General features: G+C 38.9%; 30 protein-coding genes. All 30 read right to left on the bottom strand.

All coding sequences use genetic code 11. From position 1 onward, the window contains the following. Positions 1-55 precede the first annotated feature (55 nt). Entirely contained in the window at positions 56-880 is an 825-nt protein-coding gene (locus AM608_RS09780; protein ID WP_009410566.1) for a thymidylate synthase, read from the bottom strand. Between the two features lie 892 nt (positions 881-1,772). Further along, complete coding sequence (gene rplQ / locus AM608_RS09775; protein WP_002675077.1) at positions 1,773-2,258, bottom strand: 50S ribosomal protein L17; 486 nt, start codon at positions 2,256-2,258, stop codon at positions 1,773-1,775. Between the two features lie 31 nt (positions 2,259-2,289). Further along, on the bottom strand, positions 2,290-3,282 hold the full coding sequence (locus AM608_RS09770) for a DNA-directed RNA polymerase subunit alpha (protein WP_009411648.1): 993 nt from the start codon (positions 3,280-3,282) through the stop codon (positions 2,290-2,292). 22 nt (positions 3,283-3,304) lie between these two features. After that, complete coding sequence (gene rpsD / locus AM608_RS09765; RefSeq protein ID WP_009411647.1) at positions 3,305-3,910, bottom strand: 30S ribosomal protein S4; 606 nt, start codon at positions 3,908-3,910, stop codon at positions 3,305-3,307. 84 nt (positions 3,911-3,994) lie between these two features. After that, a complete protein-coding gene (gene rpsK / locus AM608_RS09760; RefSeq protein ID WP_002679512.1) occupies positions 3,995-4,396 on the bottom strand; it encodes a 30S ribosomal protein S11 in 402 nt (133 codons plus the stop codon). 13 nt (positions 4,397-4,409) lie between these two features. After that, positions 4,410-4,784: a 30S ribosomal protein S13 gene (rpsM, locus tag AM608_RS09755; RefSeq protein ID WP_002675068.1), complete on the bottom strand. Its 375-nt coding sequence runs from the start codon at positions 4,782-4,784 to the stop codon at positions 4,410-4,412. 2 nt (positions 4,785-4,786) lie between these two features. After that, positions 4,787-4,903 (bottom strand): type B 50S ribosomal protein L36, encoded by a 117-nt coding sequence (ykgO, locus tag AM608_RS11855; protein WP_002676536.1) that lies wholly within the window; start codon positions 4,901-4,903, stop codon positions 4,787-4,789. 275 nt (positions 4,904-5,178) lie between these two features. Beyond that, positions 5,179-5,394: a translation initiation factor IF-1 gene (gene infA, locus AM608_RS09750; protein ID WP_002675066.1), complete on the bottom strand. Its 216-nt coding sequence runs from the start codon at positions 5,392-5,394 to the stop codon at positions 5,179-5,181. A gap of 7 nt (positions 5,395-5,401) precedes the next feature. Further along, complete coding sequence (secY, locus tag AM608_RS09745) at positions 5,402-6,745, bottom strand: preprotein translocase subunit SecY (protein WP_002675064.1); 1,344 nt, start codon at positions 6,743-6,745, stop codon at positions 5,402-5,404. Between the two features lie 10 nt (positions 6,746-6,755). Then, complete coding sequence (gene rplO, locus AM608_RS09740; protein WP_053581610.1) at positions 6,756-7,208, bottom strand: 50S ribosomal protein L15; 453 nt, start codon at positions 7,206-7,208, stop codon at positions 6,756-6,758. Between the two features lie 17 nt (positions 7,209-7,225). Then, positions 7,226-7,408 (bottom strand): 50S ribosomal protein L30, encoded by a 183-nt coding sequence (rpmD, locus tag AM608_RS09735; RefSeq protein ID WP_002675060.1) that lies wholly within the window; start codon positions 7,406-7,408, stop codon positions 7,226-7,228. 11 nt (positions 7,409-7,419) lie between these two features. Next, a complete protein-coding gene (gene rpsE / locus AM608_RS09730; RefSeq protein ID WP_002675058.1) occupies positions 7,420-7,944 on the bottom strand; it encodes a 30S ribosomal protein S5 in 525 nt (174 codons plus the stop codon). A 5-nt stretch (positions 7,945-7,949) separates the two neighbouring features. Then, entirely contained in the window at positions 7,950-8,306 is a 357-nt protein-coding gene (rplR, locus tag AM608_RS09725; protein ID WP_002679484.1) for a 50S ribosomal protein L18, read from the bottom strand. A gap of 11 nt (positions 8,307-8,317) precedes the next feature. Then, positions 8,318-8,860, bottom strand: a complete 543-nt coding sequence (gene rplF, locus AM608_RS09720; protein WP_009411645.1) for a 50S ribosomal protein L6 — start codon at positions 8,858-8,860, stop codon at positions 8,318-8,320. Between the two features lie 21 nt (positions 8,861-8,881). After that, the gene (gene rpsH / locus AM608_RS09715) at positions 8,882-9,280 is read right to left on the bottom strand and encodes a 30S ribosomal protein S8 (RefSeq protein ID WP_002675052.1); all 399 of its coding nucleotides are present in this window, start codon (positions 9,278-9,280) and stop codon (positions 8,882-8,884) included. A gap of 20 nt (positions 9,281-9,300) precedes the next feature. Continuing rightward, positions 9,301-9,570, bottom strand: coding sequence for a 30S ribosomal protein S14 (rpsN, locus tag AM608_RS09710; protein WP_002675050.1), 270 nt, complete (start codon positions 9,568-9,570; stop codon positions 9,301-9,303). A 4-nt stretch (positions 9,571-9,574) separates the two neighbouring features. Then, the gene (gene rplE / locus AM608_RS09705; RefSeq protein ID WP_053581609.1) at positions 9,575-10,126 is read right to left on the bottom strand and encodes a 50S ribosomal protein L5; all 552 of its coding nucleotides are present in this window, start codon (positions 10,124-10,126) and stop codon (positions 9,575-9,577) included. A gap of 1 nt (position 10,127) precedes the next feature. Next, positions 10,128-10,442 (bottom strand): 50S ribosomal protein L24, encoded by a 315-nt coding sequence (gene rplX, locus AM608_RS09700; protein ID WP_082315861.1) that lies wholly within the window; start codon positions 10,440-10,442, stop codon positions 10,128-10,130. A 16-nt stretch (positions 10,443-10,458) separates the two neighbouring features. After that, positions 10,459-10,827 (bottom strand): 50S ribosomal protein L14, encoded by a 369-nt coding sequence (gene rplN / locus AM608_RS09695; RefSeq protein WP_002675043.1) that lies wholly within the window; start codon positions 10,825-10,827, stop codon positions 10,459-10,461. A gap of 2 nt (positions 10,828-10,829) precedes the next feature. After that, positions 10,830-11,087 carry a 30S ribosomal protein S17 gene (gene rpsQ, locus AM608_RS09690; RefSeq protein ID WP_002675041.1) on the bottom strand — a complete coding sequence of 86 codons (258 nt, stop codon included), beginning with the start codon at positions 11,085-11,087 and terminating at the stop codon, positions 10,830-10,832. 14 nt (positions 11,088-11,101) lie between these two features. Continuing rightward, positions 11,102-11,293, bottom strand: coding sequence for a 50S ribosomal protein L29 (rpmC, locus tag AM608_RS09685; protein WP_002675028.1), 192 nt, complete (start codon positions 11,291-11,293; stop codon positions 11,102-11,104). Between the two features lie 10 nt (positions 11,294-11,303). Beyond that, the gene (rplP, locus tag AM608_RS09680; protein WP_002679503.1) at positions 11,304-11,723 is read right to left on the bottom strand and encodes a 50S ribosomal protein L16; all 420 of its coding nucleotides are present in this window, start codon (positions 11,721-11,723) and stop codon (positions 11,304-11,306) included. 20 nt (positions 11,724-11,743) lie between these two features. Beyond that, positions 11,744-12,484, bottom strand: a complete 741-nt coding sequence (gene rpsC / locus AM608_RS09675) for a 30S ribosomal protein S3 (RefSeq protein WP_002679516.1) — start codon at positions 12,482-12,484, stop codon at positions 11,744-11,746. An 8-nt stretch (positions 12,485-12,492) separates the two neighbouring features. Beyond that, positions 12,493-12,903, bottom strand: a complete 411-nt coding sequence (gene rplV, locus AM608_RS09670) for a 50S ribosomal protein L22 (protein ID WP_002675020.1) — start codon at positions 12,901-12,903, stop codon at positions 12,493-12,495. An 8-nt stretch (positions 12,904-12,911) separates the two neighbouring features. Then, positions 12,912-13,190 (bottom strand): 30S ribosomal protein S19, encoded by a 279-nt coding sequence (rpsS, locus tag AM608_RS09665; protein WP_002675018.1) that lies wholly within the window; start codon positions 13,188-13,190, stop codon positions 12,912-12,914. 11 nt (positions 13,191-13,201) lie between these two features. Beyond that, on the bottom strand, positions 13,202-14,029 hold the full coding sequence (rplB, locus tag AM608_RS09660; RefSeq protein WP_053581608.1) for a 50S ribosomal protein L2: 828 nt from the start codon (positions 14,027-14,029) through the stop codon (positions 13,202-13,204). Positions 14,030-14,050: 21 nt separating this feature from the next. Then, positions 14,051-14,338 carry a 50S ribosomal protein L23 gene (gene rplW, locus AM608_RS09655; RefSeq protein WP_002675014.1) on the bottom strand — a complete coding sequence of 96 codons (288 nt, stop codon included), beginning with the start codon at positions 14,336-14,338 and terminating at the stop codon, positions 14,051-14,053. A 7-nt stretch (positions 14,339-14,345) separates the two neighbouring features. Further along, complete coding sequence (gene rplD, locus AM608_RS09650) at positions 14,346-14,975, bottom strand: 50S ribosomal protein L4 (protein WP_002675013.1); 630 nt, start codon at positions 14,973-14,975, stop codon at positions 14,346-14,348. Next, positions 14,975-15,592 carry a 50S ribosomal protein L3 gene (gene rplC, locus AM608_RS09645; protein WP_053581607.1) on the bottom strand — a complete coding sequence of 206 codons (618 nt, stop codon included), beginning with the start codon at positions 15,590-15,592 and terminating at the stop codon, positions 14,975-14,977. The genes rplD and rplC overlap by 1 nt, the downstream gene beginning before the upstream one ends. Before the next feature lie 171 nt (positions 15,593-15,763). Beyond that, positions 15,764-16,075 (bottom strand): 30S ribosomal protein S10, encoded by a 312-nt coding sequence (gene rpsJ, locus AM608_RS09640; protein ID WP_002675011.1) that lies wholly within the window; start codon positions 16,073-16,075, stop codon positions 15,764-15,766. Between the last annotated feature and the right edge of the window lie 4 nt (positions 16,076-16,079).

Here is a 16,079-nt window from a genome sequence, read left to right as displayed (position 1 = left end):
AACAAAAAAGCTCCATATAGCAAAATTTTAAGCATTTTTTAACGAAATTTTAACTTTATACCGATACCTGCGCTTTAATCGTAGGGTAAGGGTCATAGCCTTCTAAACGAAAATCGTCATAATCAAAGGCAAACAAATCCTTCACTGCCCGATTCAAGTGCATCGTAGGCAAAGGGCGTGGCGTCCTGCTGAGCTGTAAAGCTACCTGCTCACGATGATTGTTATAGATGTGCACATCACCAAAAGTATGCACAAAATCTCCTAATTGCAAATCGCATACTTGCGCAAGCATCATCGTGAGTAAAGCATATGAAGCAATGTTAAAAGGCACCCCTAAAAACACATCGGCACTGCGTTGGTATAACTGACAAGACAATTTCCCATCGGCTACGTAAAACTGAAACAGTGCGTGACAAGGAGGCAATGCCGCTTTACCATTGGCTACGTTCTCCGCAAACGATTTTCCCGTATCAGGCAATACCGAAGGATTCCAAGCCGAAACGATAATCCGTCGGCTTTCAGGATTTTGTTTAAGAGTCTCTACCACCGTTTTTATCTGGTCAATCGCCTCGCCATTCCAGTGGCGCCATTGCGCTCCATAAACAGGACCGAGGTCGCCGTTCTCATCTGCCCATTCGTTCCAAATGCGCACCCCGTGGTCAGTGAGATATTTAATATTTGTATCTCCTTTTAAAAACCAAAGTAATTCATAGATAACCGATTTTAAGTGTATCTTTTTAGTCGTTACCAGCGGAAAACCCTTATTGAGGTCAAAGCGCATTTGGTAACCAAATACACTGGTCGTTCCCGTGCCGGTACGGTCATCTTTAGAATAGCCATTATCAAGGATATGGCGCAAGAGGTCGTGATATGTTTGCATTTTTAGTTAAGTGTTAAACCTAAGAAGTTAAATCGGTGCAAAGATACAACAATAATAAAAAATACCAATACCCTAACCCCTCTCATTCTATCAATCCACTTATTTCCAATTTTTTATATAGCTTATCTTTGTTCTGTATATCACTGCGCTTCATCTTTCCGCCCCCACACTCCCACTAAACTCCTTCAACAAATTTGCTAATTTCCAAATTCTCTAATTCGCTAATTCTCTTTTCTGTCATACTCCCCCCTAGTGCCTATGGCCTAAGGTCTATCACCTATTCCTCTTTCTTTCGCCTCGAAACCCCGTTTTTGCCATTTTTTACATCACTGTATTATGCTATGAATCAATCATTTATATACCCTTTCTATACCAATCGTCCAAGATTCGTATAAGCTTCCTATAAGCTCTCTATAAGCTAACCCCACCCTCCTTACAGCTCATTTTTTATCTTTTACCTGAATTACTTCTTCCGAACTTCTCCGTTTCCTTCCGAACCCTCCTAACAATCCTAACACATCGCTTTTGCGCTACGCACTTTGTCAAAGTTTGAAATTTTGGCAAAGTTGATGTTCCAAAAAGTTACCTCCCCATTCCCCCATTTTCTCATTCTCTAATTTCCAAATTTTCTCATTTTCTAATTTTTTCCCCTGCCTATGCCGCTCGCACCTTTGGCAAAGTTAATTATCAGTATTTTTAGTATTATTGACTTTTTCAGGTAGCTTGTTGCCCATTTGTTTGATTTTTCAAAGATTTGTACGATTTCTGTAGCGTAAGCTACACTTTATATAAAAGACTAAAAACAGCCTTTAAAAAGAATTTTAAACAATAAAAAAGGGCTTGCCGACGGCAAGCCCTTTTTTATAATTTACGAACCTAATAAACTGCAATATTATTCAGTAGCTTCAGCAGTAGCCTCTGGTTTAACTTCGGCTGTAGCTGGAGTTTCTTCAGCAGTTGCTTTCTTTCTACCACGACGGGTAGTTTTCTTCTTAGCGGTTTTAGCTACGTTGTAAGTAGTGTTGTAATCTACAAACTCAATCATAGCCATTTCAGCGTTATCGCCCAAACGGTTTCCTAATTTAATGATACGAGTGTATCCCCCTGGGCGGTCGCCTACCTTTACAGCCACTTCTTTGAAAAGCTCGGTAACAGCATATTTATTGCGCAATTTACTAAAAGCGATACGACGGTTGTGAGTGGTATCTTCTTTAGATTTGGTTACCAAAGGCTCTACAAATAATTTTAAAGCCTTTGCTTTTGCCAAAGTAGTGTTAATACGTTTATGCTCAATCAGTGAGTTCGCCATATTGGCAAGCATTGAATTTCTGTGAGCAGTTTTTCTTCCTAAATGATTAATTTTATTTCCGTGTCTCATTTTTCCTTAGTTAAAATATCGCAAGAGCGAGTTAATCTTTATCCAATTTATACTTCGAGGTGTCCATACCAAACACTAAACCTTTATTGACTACCAACTCATCAAGCTCAATTAATGATTTCTTTCCGAAGTTTCTAAACTTCATCAAATCAGCTTTATTGAAAGATACCAAATCACCTAATGTTTCTACTTCGGCAGCTTTCAAACAATTGAGTGCACGAACGGATAAGTCCATATCCACCAACTTAGTTTTTAGCAACTGGCGCATATGCAATGATTCTTCATCATAAGTATCAGTTTGTGCTATTTCATCAGCCTCTAAAGTAATTCTCTCGTCAGAGAAGAGCATAAAGTGATGAATGAGTGTTTTTGCAGCTTCTGTAAGTGCTTGTTTAGGGTGTATAGACCCATCGGTTTTAATTTCAAAGACTAACTTCTCGTAGTCTGTTTTTTGTTCAACACGATAATTTTCAATAGAATATTTCACATTTTTAATAGGTGTAAAGATTGCATCAGTAGCAATTACACCTATCGGTGCATTTGGTTTTGCATTTTCCTCAGCCGAAACATAACCGCGTCCTTTCTCAATAGTAATCTCTATTGTAAAAGAAGCTGAAGAATCCATATTGCAAATCACCAAATCAGTATTTAATACTTGAAAACCTGAAAGAGCTTTTTGAAAATCACCGGCAGTCAATTGTCTTTTACCAGAAACAGTAATAGTTGCTGTTTCGTTTTCTATATCCTCAATCTGGCGTTTAAAACGTATTTGTTTCAAATTGAGAATAATTTCAGTAACATCTTCTCTTACTCCTGATATAGTAGAAAATTCGTGTCCTACTTTATCAAATTTCACAGAAGTGATTGCAAAACCTTCTAACGAAGAAAGCATAACTCTTCGTAATGCGTTACCTATTGTTAAACCATACCCTGGTTCCAAAGGGCGAAACTCAAATCGTCCTTCGAAATCAGATGATTCAATCATTATAACTTTATCTGGTTTTTGGAAGTTGAATAATGCCATAATTTGACTGCTGTCTTTATTATTATTTAGAGTACAACTCTACGATTAACTGTTCTTTAATATTTTCAGGAATCTGAATACGTTGAGGTACTGCTACGAAAGTACCTTCTAATTTTTCAGGGTTCCAAGTGATCCATTCGTATACGGTGCTGTGAGCAGCCAATGAATTTTCGATCACACTTAAAGATTTTGATTTTTCGCGAACGCCTACTACATCACCTGGTTTAAGAGAGTAAGACGGAATGTTTACAATATTTCCGTTTACAGTGATGTGACGGTGAGATACCAATTGGCGGGCTGCACTACGAGTAGGAGCGATGCCCATACGGTATACTACATTGTCTAAACGAGATTCGCAAAGTTGAAGAAGCACCTCACCGGTAATACTTTTACTTCTTTTTGCTTTTTCATATAGATTATGGAATTGTTTTTCTAAAATACCATAAGTATATTTAGCTTTTTGTTTTTCTTGTAGCTGGATAGCATATTCAGAGCGTTTTGCTCTACGGCGTGCCAAACCGTGTTGTCCGGGAGGATAGTTTTTTCTTTCAAAAGATTTATCATCTCCGAAGATAGCTTCACCAAATTTACGAGCTATTTTTGTTTTTGGTCCTGTATATCTTGCCATTTTAAATTGTTTAAATGAAAGGTAGTTATGAATTAAGGCATTCCTTCGATAACAACTCACCTTTCTTACTTGTTAGTATTGAAATTAGACTCTACGTTTTTTAGGAGGGCGACATCCGTTGTGAGGTAGTGGAGTAACGTCGATAATTTCGGTTACTTCTATACCTGCATTATGAATAGTACGGATAGCAGATTCTCTACCGTTACCCGGTCCTTTCACGTATACTTTTACTTTTTTAAGACCTGCGTCAAAAGCAACTTTAGCTGCATCTTCTGCGGCTACTTGGGCAGCGTAAGGAGTGTTCTTTTTAGATCCTCTGAAGCCCATTTTCCCTGCTGATGACCACGCAATTACGTCTCCTTTTTTGTTGGTAAGAGAAATAATAACATTGTTAAAAGTAGCTGAAACGTGTGCTTCGCCTACTGACTCAACCACTACTTTTCTCTTCTTAGAGACTTTTGCATTCTTTGCATTTTGTTTTGCCATACTCTACTACTTATTATTTAGTTGCTTTCTTCTTGTTTGCAACAGTTTTTCTTTTACCTTTTCTTGTACGAGAATTGTTTTTAGTTTTTTGTCCGCGCAAAGGCAATCCGTTACGATGGCGGATACCGCGATAACAACCGATGTCCATCAAACGTTTGATGTTCAATTGGATTTCGGAGCGCAATTCTCCTTCAATTTTATAAGACGCAACCACTTCGCGAATACGAGTGATTTCGTCATCATTCCATTCGCTTACTTTTGTGTCTTCGTTTACTTGAGCTCTACTTAAGATTTCTTTAGCTCTACTTTTTCCAATACCAAAAATGTAGGTTAAACCAATAACCCCTCTTTTGTTTTTTGGTAAGTCAATACCTGCAATTCGTGCCATAATTATCCTTGTCGTTGTTTAAATTTAGGATTTTTCTTGTTAATTACGTACAATCGTCCTTTTCTGCGCACAATGATGCACTCTGAACTTCTTTTTTTAATTGATGCTCTAACTTTCATTTCGTTTTGTTTATATCAATAGAGTGCGCAAAACTACAATTTTTTTTTGTAATAGCCACATTTTTAGCTCACAAAAATGCAATTATACATTCCACTCACTCATTTTTAAGCATAAAAAACCATATTCAAGATACTGAATACAAATGCTTTATACTAAAAATACTACAAATAAAAAATTCTTTTTTATGATTATAATTTCTCACAGATATTACTAAAATAGGAAAATATCTGTGAGAAATTAACAACCAAAATATTGGAAGAATTCTCTTAATTAACTAATAACGGTAAGTGATACGAGCTTTACTTAGGTCGTAAGGACTCATTTCGAGTTTTACTTTATCACCAGGAAGAAGCTTGATGTAGTGCATACGCATTTTTCCTGAGATATGGGCAATCACTACGTGACCGTTATCCAATTCAACTCTGAACATTGCGTTAGACAAAGCTTCTACAATGGTTCCGTCTTGCTCAATTGCTGCCTGTTTAGCCATATATTAATTAAGATACTTTTCTGTTTTTACCTGTTTTCATCAAACCATCATAATGGCGATTGAGCAGATATGAATTTACTTGTTGCATAGTATCAATTGCAACCCCTACTAAGATGAGTAGTGAGGTACCACCGTAGAACAATGCCCATTGGTCTTGCATTCCGATGATTTTAAGCAGAGAAGGAAATATTGCTACCAAGGCTATAAATATAGAACCTGGGAGAGTAATAAGCGACATAATTTTATCTAAATAGTCGCCTGTTTCTTTACCTGGACGTATACCTGGTATGAAACCTCCACTGCGTTTTAGGTCATCGGCCATTTTGTTTGTAGGCACTGTAATTGCAGTATAGAAATACGTAAAGAGTATAATCATAGCTGCAAATAGCAGGTTGTACCAAAATCCGAAGACGTTTGAGAAGGCTGCTTGAACACTTTTTGCAAATTCTGATTGTGATAGTCCGGCTACAGTGGCTGGGATAAACATCAAGGCTTGAGCGAAGATGATAGGCATTACCCCTGCAGCATTAATTTTTAAAGGAATGTATTGGCGAGCTCCGAAGATGTTTCTCTCGTTAGTAGTTCCACCATCAGCTGTTCTGCGCGCATACTGTACTGGGATTTGACGTACTGCTTTGATTAGATAAATACAAAGCAAAATGATTACGAACCAAAGAATTATTTCGATAAGAATCAATAGAGGTCCTCCATTACCAGTAAGGCGAGAGGCTGTTTCAGACAAGAATGCGCGAGGCAAGCGGGCGATGATACCTACCATAATGAGGAGGGAGATACCGTTACCTATTCCTTTATCGGTGATTTTCTCACCTAACCACATTGCAAAAATAGTTCCTGTTACTAAGATAAGCACTGCTGGAACAATAAAATTGAGTCCCTTACCTAAAAGGAAGGCAGAATCAGGGACTCCTAATCTATTGATACCGTATAAGTATACAGGTGCTTGTACAATACATATTGCAATAGTAAGCCATCGAGTGATTTGGTTTATCTTTCTTCGTCCGCTTTCACCTTCTTTTTGTAGTTTTTGGAGATAAGGAATAGCGATTCCCATCAACTGTACTACGATAGAAGCCGAGATGTAGGGCATAATCCCGAGCGCGAATACTGAGGCATTAGAGAAAGCGCCCCCTGTAAAAGCGTTAAGAATGTCGAGCAATCCGCCACCTGAGGTTTTCGTTGCTAACTCGTGGAGTTGAGCGGAGTCGATACCAGGGAGGACGATGTGAGCTCCAAAGCGATAAACTAACAAAATTCCGAGAGTTAAAATAATTCTATTTTTTAACTCTTCAATTTTCCAAATGTTGGTTAGGTTCTCGATAAACTTCTTCATAAATTGAATATTACAAGGTTACAGCTTCACCACCAGCTGCTTCGATAGCAGCTTTAGCACTTGCTGTAAACTTATGAACAGATATTTTTAGCTTAGATTTTAGTTCTCCACCACCTAATATTTTCACCAAGTCAGTTTTTTTAACGAGGTTTAGTTGAACTAAGATTTCAAAATCTACTTTATCAGTAATTTTACCATTATCAACGAGTTCTTGTAGTCTACCCAAGTTGATACCTACGTATTCTTTACGGTTAAAGTTTTTAAAACCGAATTTTGGTACGCGTCTTTGGAGGGGCATTTGTCCACCTTCGAAGCCAATCTTATTAGAAAAGCCTGAACGAGATTTAGCTCCTTTGTGACCACGGGTAGCGGTTCCACCTTTACCGGAACCTTGACCGCGACCTACGCGCTTCCCTTCTCTGTGAATTGAACCCTGTGCGGGTTGTAAATTACTCAAGTTCATAACTTTGTATAAAAATATTATTTAACTTCTTCTACAGAAATTAAGTGTTTTACCTTATTGATCATACCAAGTATACTTGGTGTAGCTTCGTGTTCCACGGTTCTACCGATTTTGGTAAGTCCTAAAGCCTCGAGAGTAAGTTTTTGGTCTTTTGGACGTTTGATGCTACTTTTAATTTGTGTTACTCTAAGTTTTGCCATTGCTATAAAAATTAACCTTTAAACAATTTTTCTAAAGAGATGCCACGTTGAGCAGCAACAGTTTTAGCGCTACGCAACTGCAATAAAGCATCGAAAGTAGCTTTTACCACGTTGTGAGGGTTAGAAGAACCTTGTGATTTAGAAAGTACGTTATGGATACCTACTGATTCCAATACGGCACGTACTGTACCTCCTGCGATTACTCCGGTACCCTCAGTAGCTGGTTGTAAGAATACACGAGCTCCGCCGTATTTTCCTTTTTGTTCGTGGGGCAAGGTAGTACCGTTAAGAGGGATACGCACTAAGTTTTTCTTAGCGTCTTCTACTGCTTTAGCAATAGCTTCAGAAACCTCTTTTGATTTTCCTAAGCCGTGACCAACCACGCCGTTTTCGTCGCCTACTACAACGATAGCAGAGAAACCGAAAGCGCGACCACCTTTAGTTACTTTAGTAACACGTTGTACTCCTACCAAACGGTCTTTCAATTCCAAACCACTTGGTTTTACATATTCTACATTTTTATATTTCTGATACATAGTTATTAGAATTTAAGTCCGCCTTCTCTAGCACCGTCGGCTAATGATTTTACACGTCCGTGGTAAAGGTATCCCCCGCGATCGAAGGATACTTTTTCGATACCTTGTTTTAAAGCTTTTTCAGCAATAGCTTTACCGACCAATGCTGCTTTTTCAGTTTTAGTACCTTTGGCGGCACTAATTTCTTTATCACGTGAAGATGCAGCCAACAGAGTAGTTCCTTTAGTATCGTCTATGATTTGTACATAGATTTCGTTATTACTTCTGAAAACAGCCAAACGAGGTTGCTCAGCAGTACCTTTTACTACTTTTCTGATTCTGCTTTTAATACGTTGTCTTCTTTCTATTCTTGATAATGCCATTGTTCTAACTATTAAGCTGATTTACCTGCTTTTCTTCTCAACTCTTCGCCTACAAATTTCACACCTTTACCTTTGTAAGGTTCAGGTTTGCGGAAGCTACGGATTTTAGCCGCTACTTGACCGAGCAGTTGTTTATCGTGAGAAGTTAATTTAATGATAGGGTTTTTACCTTTCTCGTTGATTGTCTCGAGTTTAATTTCTTTGGGCAATTCGAGAATGATGTTGTGAGAAAAACCAAGGGCTAAATCTAACTTTTGTCCTTGGTTAGCTGCACGGTATCCAACCCCTACTAACTCTAATTCTTTAGTGAATCCTTCAGAAACACCTACGACCATATTATGGACTAAGGCACGGTATAAACCGTGTTTAGCGTTTTGGTCTTTGGTAGCATCTGTAGTTTCAAACACTAAATGTCCATCTTCTTGCTTTACAGCAATGTCTTTAACCTCTTGGGTTAATTCGCCTAATTTCCCCTTTACGGTTACCACGTTATCTTTGATAGTAACGGTAACGCCTGCGGGAATATTGATGGGTGCTTTACCTATTCTTGACATTCTTTATTGTCTTTTTATTGATTAGTAAACGTAACAAATTACCTCTCCACCGATATTGAGTTCTCTAGCTTTTTTACCTGTCATCACGCCTTGTGATGTAGAGATGATAGCAATACCCAATCCGTTTAATACGCGAGGTAGGTTATCAGCGCCAGCGTACTTTCTCAGACCTGGGCGGCTGGCTCTTTCAATATGCCTAATAACGGGTTCTTTAGTCACTTTGTCGTATTTCAAAGCTATTTTGATAGTACCTTGAACGGTAGAGTCATCAAATTTATAGCTAAGAATGAATCCTTGGTCGAAAAGGATTTTAGTAATTTCCTTTTTGAGTTTAGATGCAGGGATTTCTACGACTCTATGACCTGCGCTATTAGCATTTCTAATTCTTGTTAAATAATCTGCGATAGGATCTGTATACATAAATTTGTCCTTTTAAATTATTACCAACTTGCTTTTTTTACACCAGGAATTAATCCTTTGTTTGCCATTTCGCGGAATAACACACGTGAAATTCCAAAAGTGCGCATATACCCTTTAGGGCGTCCTGTAAGTTTGCAACGGTTATGCAGACGGACAGGAGAAGCATTTTTAGGGATTAGCTGAAGTGCTTCATAATCACCAGCTTCTTTTAGAGCTTTGCGTTTAGCAGCGTATTTAGCTACTAACTTTTGACGTTTCACCTCGCGGGCTTTCATTGATTCTTTAGCCATATACTTAGTTCTTTTTAAAAGGTAATCCTAATTCGCTTAATAATGATTTAGCTTCTTTATCAGTGTGCGCTGATGTAACGAAGGTAATATCCATACCTGCAATCTTGTTGATTTTATCAATGTCGATTTCAGGGAATATGATTTGTTCGGTAACACCTAAGTTGTAGTTACCTCTACCGTCGAATCCATTTGCTTTGACGCCTTGGAAGTCTCTTACACGGGGAAGAGCTGTAGTGATAAGGCGGTCTAAGAACTCGTACATTCTTTCTCCTCTGAGGGTAACTTTGGCACCTATAGCCATACCTTTACGGAGTTTGAAAGAAGCGACGTCCTTTTTAGAATAAGTGGGAACAGCTTTCTGACCAGTAATTTTGGTAAGTTCGTCTACGGCGTAGTCGATTTGTTTTTTATCGGCTACGGCAGCACCAACACCACGGCTCACAACTATTTTTTCAAGTTTAGGAACCTGCATTACGTTTTTATAGCCAAATTCTTGTTTAAGAGCCGCAATGATGCGCTCATTGTATTCTTGTTTTAATCTAGGTACGTAAGCCATATTATATTACTACATTAGATTTTTTAGAGATTCGCACTTTTTTACCGTCTTTCACTTCGAAACCTACACGAGTAGCTTTTTTTGTTTTAGGGTCGATGAGGGAGAGGTTAGAAATGTGAATAGATGCTTCTTTTTCTACGATTCCACCTTGAGGGTTTTGTGCGTTAGGTTTGGTGTGTTTTTTCACCAAGTTAAGCCCCTCAACAATCGCTCTGTTCTTCTCGCGGTCTACACGTAATACTTTGCCTTCTTTACCTTTATCTTCTCCGGCAATTACTTTTACGGTATCTCCAGTTTTAATTTTTAGTTTCATCATTTACTTTAGTTAAAAATTAAAGCACTTCTGGTGCTAATGAAACGATCTTCATAAATTGTTTATCACGAAGTTCGCGTGCTACGGGACCGAATACACGGGTACCTCTCATTTCACCAGCTGCGTTCAAGAGAACGCAAGCGTTTTCATCAAATCGGATATAAGAACCATCGGCACGGCGTACTTCTTTTTTAGTTCTTACAACCACCGCGGTAGAAACTTGTCCTTTTTTTACGTTTCCGTTAGGGGTAGCTTCTTTGACGGTAACTACAATCTTATCGCCAACAGAGGCGTATCGGCGCTTAGTACCACCGAGTACACGGATAGTTAGCACTTCTTTAGCGCCAGTATTATCGGCTACTTTTAGTCTTGATTCTTGTTGTACCATAATTACTTAGCTCTTTCAATGATTTCTACTAATCTCCAACATTTGGTTTTGCTCAATGGGCGTGTTTCCATTATGCGTACAGTATCACCAATGTTGCAATCGTTTTTTTCGTCGTGCGCAACGTATTTTTTGGTGCGCAACACGAACTTACCGTACATAGGGTGTTTTACACGTTTCACTTCTGAAACGACGATAGATTTATCCATTTTGTTGCTTGTAACAACCCCTATTCTTTCTTTTCTTAAATTTCTTTTTTCCATAAGGCAGGTTCGAATTATTGTAATTCACGTTTAGTTAGCTCACAAGCCAATCTCGCGATAGTTCTTCTTACGTTACGTAATTGAATTGGTTTTTCCAATGACGAAATTGCGTGTGCCATTTTCAAATCTGCATACGATTTCTTAAACTCACCAAGCTTTTCTTGTAGCTCAGTTATTGTCAATTTGTTAATTTCAGACTGTTTCATTGTTCTTTAATTAATTTTGATAATCTCTTGCTACAACGAATTTTGTTTTCACGGGTAGCTTTTGAGCGGCGAGGCGTAGCGCTTCTTTGGCTACGTCGAGCGGCACTCCGCCAACCTCGAACATTATTCTACCTGGTTTTACTACGGCTGCCCAGTATTCAACGGCACCTTTACCTTTACCCATACGTACTTCGAGTGGTTTTTTGGTAATAGGTTTATCTGGGAAGATTTTGATCCAAAGTTGACCTTCGCGTTTCATATAACGGGTAGCAGCGACACGAGCTGACTCGATTTGACGAGAAGTGATGAATGCTGAATCTAACGATTTAATTCCGAAAGTACCATTAGAAAGGAGCGCACCGCGGTGAGCTACGCCTTTCATTCTGCCTTTTTGTTGTTTACGATATTTCGTTCTTTTTGGCTGTAACATCTTTCTTGTTCTTTAAAAAATTACTTTTTGCGACGCGCTCTTTTGGGTGCACCAGCAGGCTTGTCAGTTGATTTACCGGAGAAGTTTCCACCAGTAGCTTTTTTAGTCATACCTACGAGTGGGGAGAGTTCTCTTTTACCATAGATTTCGCCTTTCATAATCCACACTTTGATGCCCATACGGCCATAAGTAGTGTGAGCTTCGTCAATAGCGTAATCGATATCAGCTCTAAAGGTTGAAAGAGGGATACGACCTTCTTTAAAGCTTTCGGAACGTGCCATTTCGGCTCCATTCAAACGGCCAGAAATCATTACCTTGATACCTTCGGCGTTCATACGCATAGCTGAAGCGATAGCCATTTTGATAGCGCGTTTGTAAGAGACACGGCCTTCGATTTGGCGGGCGATGCTTGCTGCAACGAGAGCGGCGTCGAGCTCAGGGCGTTTGATTTCAAAAATGTTGATTTGGATGTCTTTACCGGTGATTTTCTTAAGTTCTTCTTTCAACTTGTCTACCTCCTGACCGCCTTTACCGATGATGATACCGGGGCGAGCGGTGGTGATAGTAACGGTTACAAGTTTGAAAGTACGTTCAATAATCACGTGAGCAACACTAGCTTTAGATAAACGAGCGAGAACATATTTTCTGATTTTATCGTCTTCAGCGAGTTTATCTCCGTAATCATTGCCTCCATACCAGTTAGACTCCCATCCTCTGATAATTCCTAGGCGATTTCCGATTGGATTTGTCTTTTGTCCCATAGTTTATCTTAGCTTTCTGTGTTAAAATTTTTAGCTCCAAGCACCAAAGTTATGTGGTTAGAGCGTTTTCTAATTCTGTGTGCTCTCCCTTGTGGAGCTGGGCGTAAGCGTTTAAGGATAGCGCCACCATCCACACGGATTTCTTTGATGAATACTCCTGCTTCTTCCAAGTTAGCGTCCTCGTTTTTAGCTTGCCAGTTAGCGATAGCTGAAAGCAACAATTTTTCTAAACGAGCGGCTGCTTCTTTTTGGTTGAATTTCAAAATAGCCAAGGCTTTGTCTACTTGCTGTCCACGTACTAAATCCGCTACTAAGCGCATTTTTCGAGGAGAAGTAGGGCAGTTATTTAACTTCGCGAAAGCCAAGCTTTTTTTAGCTTCTTTAATTTCGTCTGCTCTTAATTTTTTTCTAACTCCCATAGCCTTAATTATTTTTTACCTTTATTTTTTGCACCTGCGTGTCCACGGAAGGAACGAGTAGGTGAAAATTCTCCTAATTTATGTCCCACCATATTTTCAGTGATGTATACAGGGACGAACTGACGACCGTTGTGAACTGCAATAGTTTGGCCAACGAAGTCTGGTGTAATCATAGAAGCGCGTGACCAAGTTTTGATAACGTTTTTCTTACCAGACTGTATATTTTGTTGGATTTTCTTTTCCAAGCTATAGTGAACGTAAGGTCCTTTTTTTAATGAACGTGCCATTTGTTAGTCTCTTATTTTTTTCTGCGTTCTACAATATACTTATTACTTGCTTTGGTTTTAGAACGAGTTCTATAACCTTTCGCTGGGATACCTTTACGTGAGCGTGGGTGACCACCGGTAGCACGACCTTCACCACCACCCATTGGGTGATCGACAGGGTTCATAACTACTGCACGGGTACGAGGACGGCGTCCTAACCAGCGTGAGCGACCTGCTTTACCTGAAAGTACCAATTGGTGGTCGGAGTTTGATACGGCTCCTATGGTTGCGAGGCAAGTGAGGAGGATCATACGGGTTTCACCTGAAGGTAGCTTTACAGTAGCATACTTACCATCTTTTGCCATTAGTTGAGCAAAAGTTCCTGCAGAACGAGCGATGTTAGCTCCTTGTCCAGGGCGCAATTCAATACAAGAAATTACGGTACCGAGTGGGATTTGAGAGAGCGGCATTGCGTTACCGATTTCAGGGGCGATATTTTCTTGACCTGCAACGATTACTTGATCAACTTTCAAACCAGCGGGAGCGATGATGTAACGCTTTTCGCCGTCGGTGTATTGAACGAGAGCAATAAACGCTGTTCTGTTTGGGTCGTACTCGATAGAAACTACTTTGGCGTCTACGCCGAATTTGTTTCGTTTGAAGTCGATAATACGGTACTTTTTCTTATGACCACCACCAATGTAACGCATGGTCATTTTTCCTTGATTGTTTCTACCACCGGTCTTTTTCAACGGAACGAGCAAGCTCTTTTCCGGCTTATCAGTAGTAATGGTGTCGAATTCGTTTACTACTCTAAAACGCTGACCGGGAGTAATCGGTTTTAATTTTCTAACTGACATTTTTGTCTATTTGTTAAATACTTATATATTACTATAAAAATCTATAGTTCCATCTTCTACTTGCACAACTGCTTTTTTAACAGCGTTAGTTTTAGCGATTTGCAAGCCTGTTTTTGTATAACGAGTAGATCGTTTAGGTCCGTAGTTAAGAGTACGCACGGATTTCACTTTAACGCCATAAGTAGCTTCAACTTCATTTTTGATTTGAATCTTGTTAGCGTCCTTAGCTACTACGAACGTATAGCAGTTTCTCAACTCGCTATTGTCGTTTGCTTTTTCTGTATTTACAGGTTTAATTAATACGCTCATTTCCTTCTTATTTTGTTAAAATTGACTCTAAAACTGCTACTGAGCTCTCAGTAAGTACTACGTTTGAAGCATTCACTAATTGATAAGTGTTTAACTCTGAAGCAGTTACTACACTTGAAGTAGGTACGTTACGAGAGGACAAATATACATTATTATTTGTATTTGGTAACACAAAAAGTGATTTTTTATTTTCTAAGCCCAAAGATTTTACAACTGCGGTGAAATCTTTAGTTTTTGGAGCGTCGAAATTTAAATCTTCAACTACAACGAGGGCTTGGTTTTGTAGTTTAGCGCTGAGGGCAGAACGGCGAGCCAAGCGTTTTACGTTTTTAGTAAGTTTTTGTGTATAGTCTTTAGGACGAGGACCGAATATGCGTCCACCACCCACAAATACAGGAGATTTTACGCTACCTGCACGAGCTGTACCAGTACCTTTTTGTTTTTTAATTTTGCGAGTACTTCCAGCCACTTCGTTTCTTTCTTTAGCCTTGTGAGTACCTTGACGTTTGTTAGCTAAATAGCGTTTAACATCTAAGTATACTACGTGATTGTTAGGCTCGATACCGAACACAGCATCAGAAAGGGTTACCTTTCTACCTGTTTCTTTTCCTTTTATGTTTAATACTGCTACTTCCATTATTTGTGAATAGTTACGTAAGCATTTTTGTGACCTGGAATACAACCTTTTACAACTAAAAGATTTTTCTCAGCAACCACTTTCAATACTTTCAAGTTTTGTACTGTTACCTTTTCAGCTCCCATACGTCCAGCCATACGCATACCTTTGAATACGCGTGAAGGATAAGACGAAGCGCCTACTGAACCTGGTGCTCTGAGGCGGTTATGCTGACCGTGAGTAGTTTGACCTACTCCGCCAAAACCGTGGCGACGCACTACCCCTTGGAAACCTTTACCTTTAGAAACGCCTGTGATATCCACAAACTCTCCTTCGGTGAAGAAATCGACGGTGATAGTATCACCTAATTTGTAATTGTCTTCAAAACCTTGGAATTCAACAACTCTTTTCTTTACAGAAGTACCTGCTTTTTTGAAGTGACCAAGCTCTGCTTTGGTAGCACGTTTTTCTGCTTTGTCATCGAAACCAAGTTGAAGAGCATCATAGCCATCAACCTCTTTGGTTCTGACTTGGGTAACTACGCAAGGACCTGCTTCGATGATGGTACAAGGTATATTTTTACCGTTCTCATCAAAAATGCTGGTCATTCCTACTTTTTTTCCGATTAACCCAGACATAAAATTAAATATTAAATTAGTTATTAGTTCTTTTTAATTGACAATTAACAATTGATTATTGACAATTATTATAATGTTTCAGGGTCAAAAAATGCCCGAGACTTTTTAACCCTGAATCATTTTTATCCGTTTTTCCCTAACCCACAGTTTCGGGACATTTTAGTAAAGTTATCAAACTTTGATTTCTACTTCTACACCACTTGGCAATTCCAATTTCATCAAAGCATCAATAGTTTTTGATGAAGAGCTATAGATATCTAAAAGACGTTTATGAGAGCTCAATTGGAACTGTTCACGTGCTTTTTTATTTACGTGAGGTGAGCGCAACACAGTAAAGATTTTCTTGTGTGTAGGTAATGGAATAGGACCTGTAACTACTGCACCTGTTGCTTTTACTGTTTTTACGATTTTCTCAGCAGATTTATCTACCAAGTTATGGTCGTAAGATTTTAACTTTATTCTTATTTTTTGTTGATTACCCATTTTT

It is taken from the genome of Capnocytophaga sp. oral taxon 323, assembly GCF_001278825.1.
In the GTDB taxonomy this organism is placed as follows: domain Bacteria; phylum Bacteroidota; class Bacteroidia; order Flavobacteriales; family Flavobacteriaceae; genus Capnocytophaga; species Capnocytophaga ochracea.
This window is presented reverse-complemented; position numbering and strand designations above follow the sequence as displayed.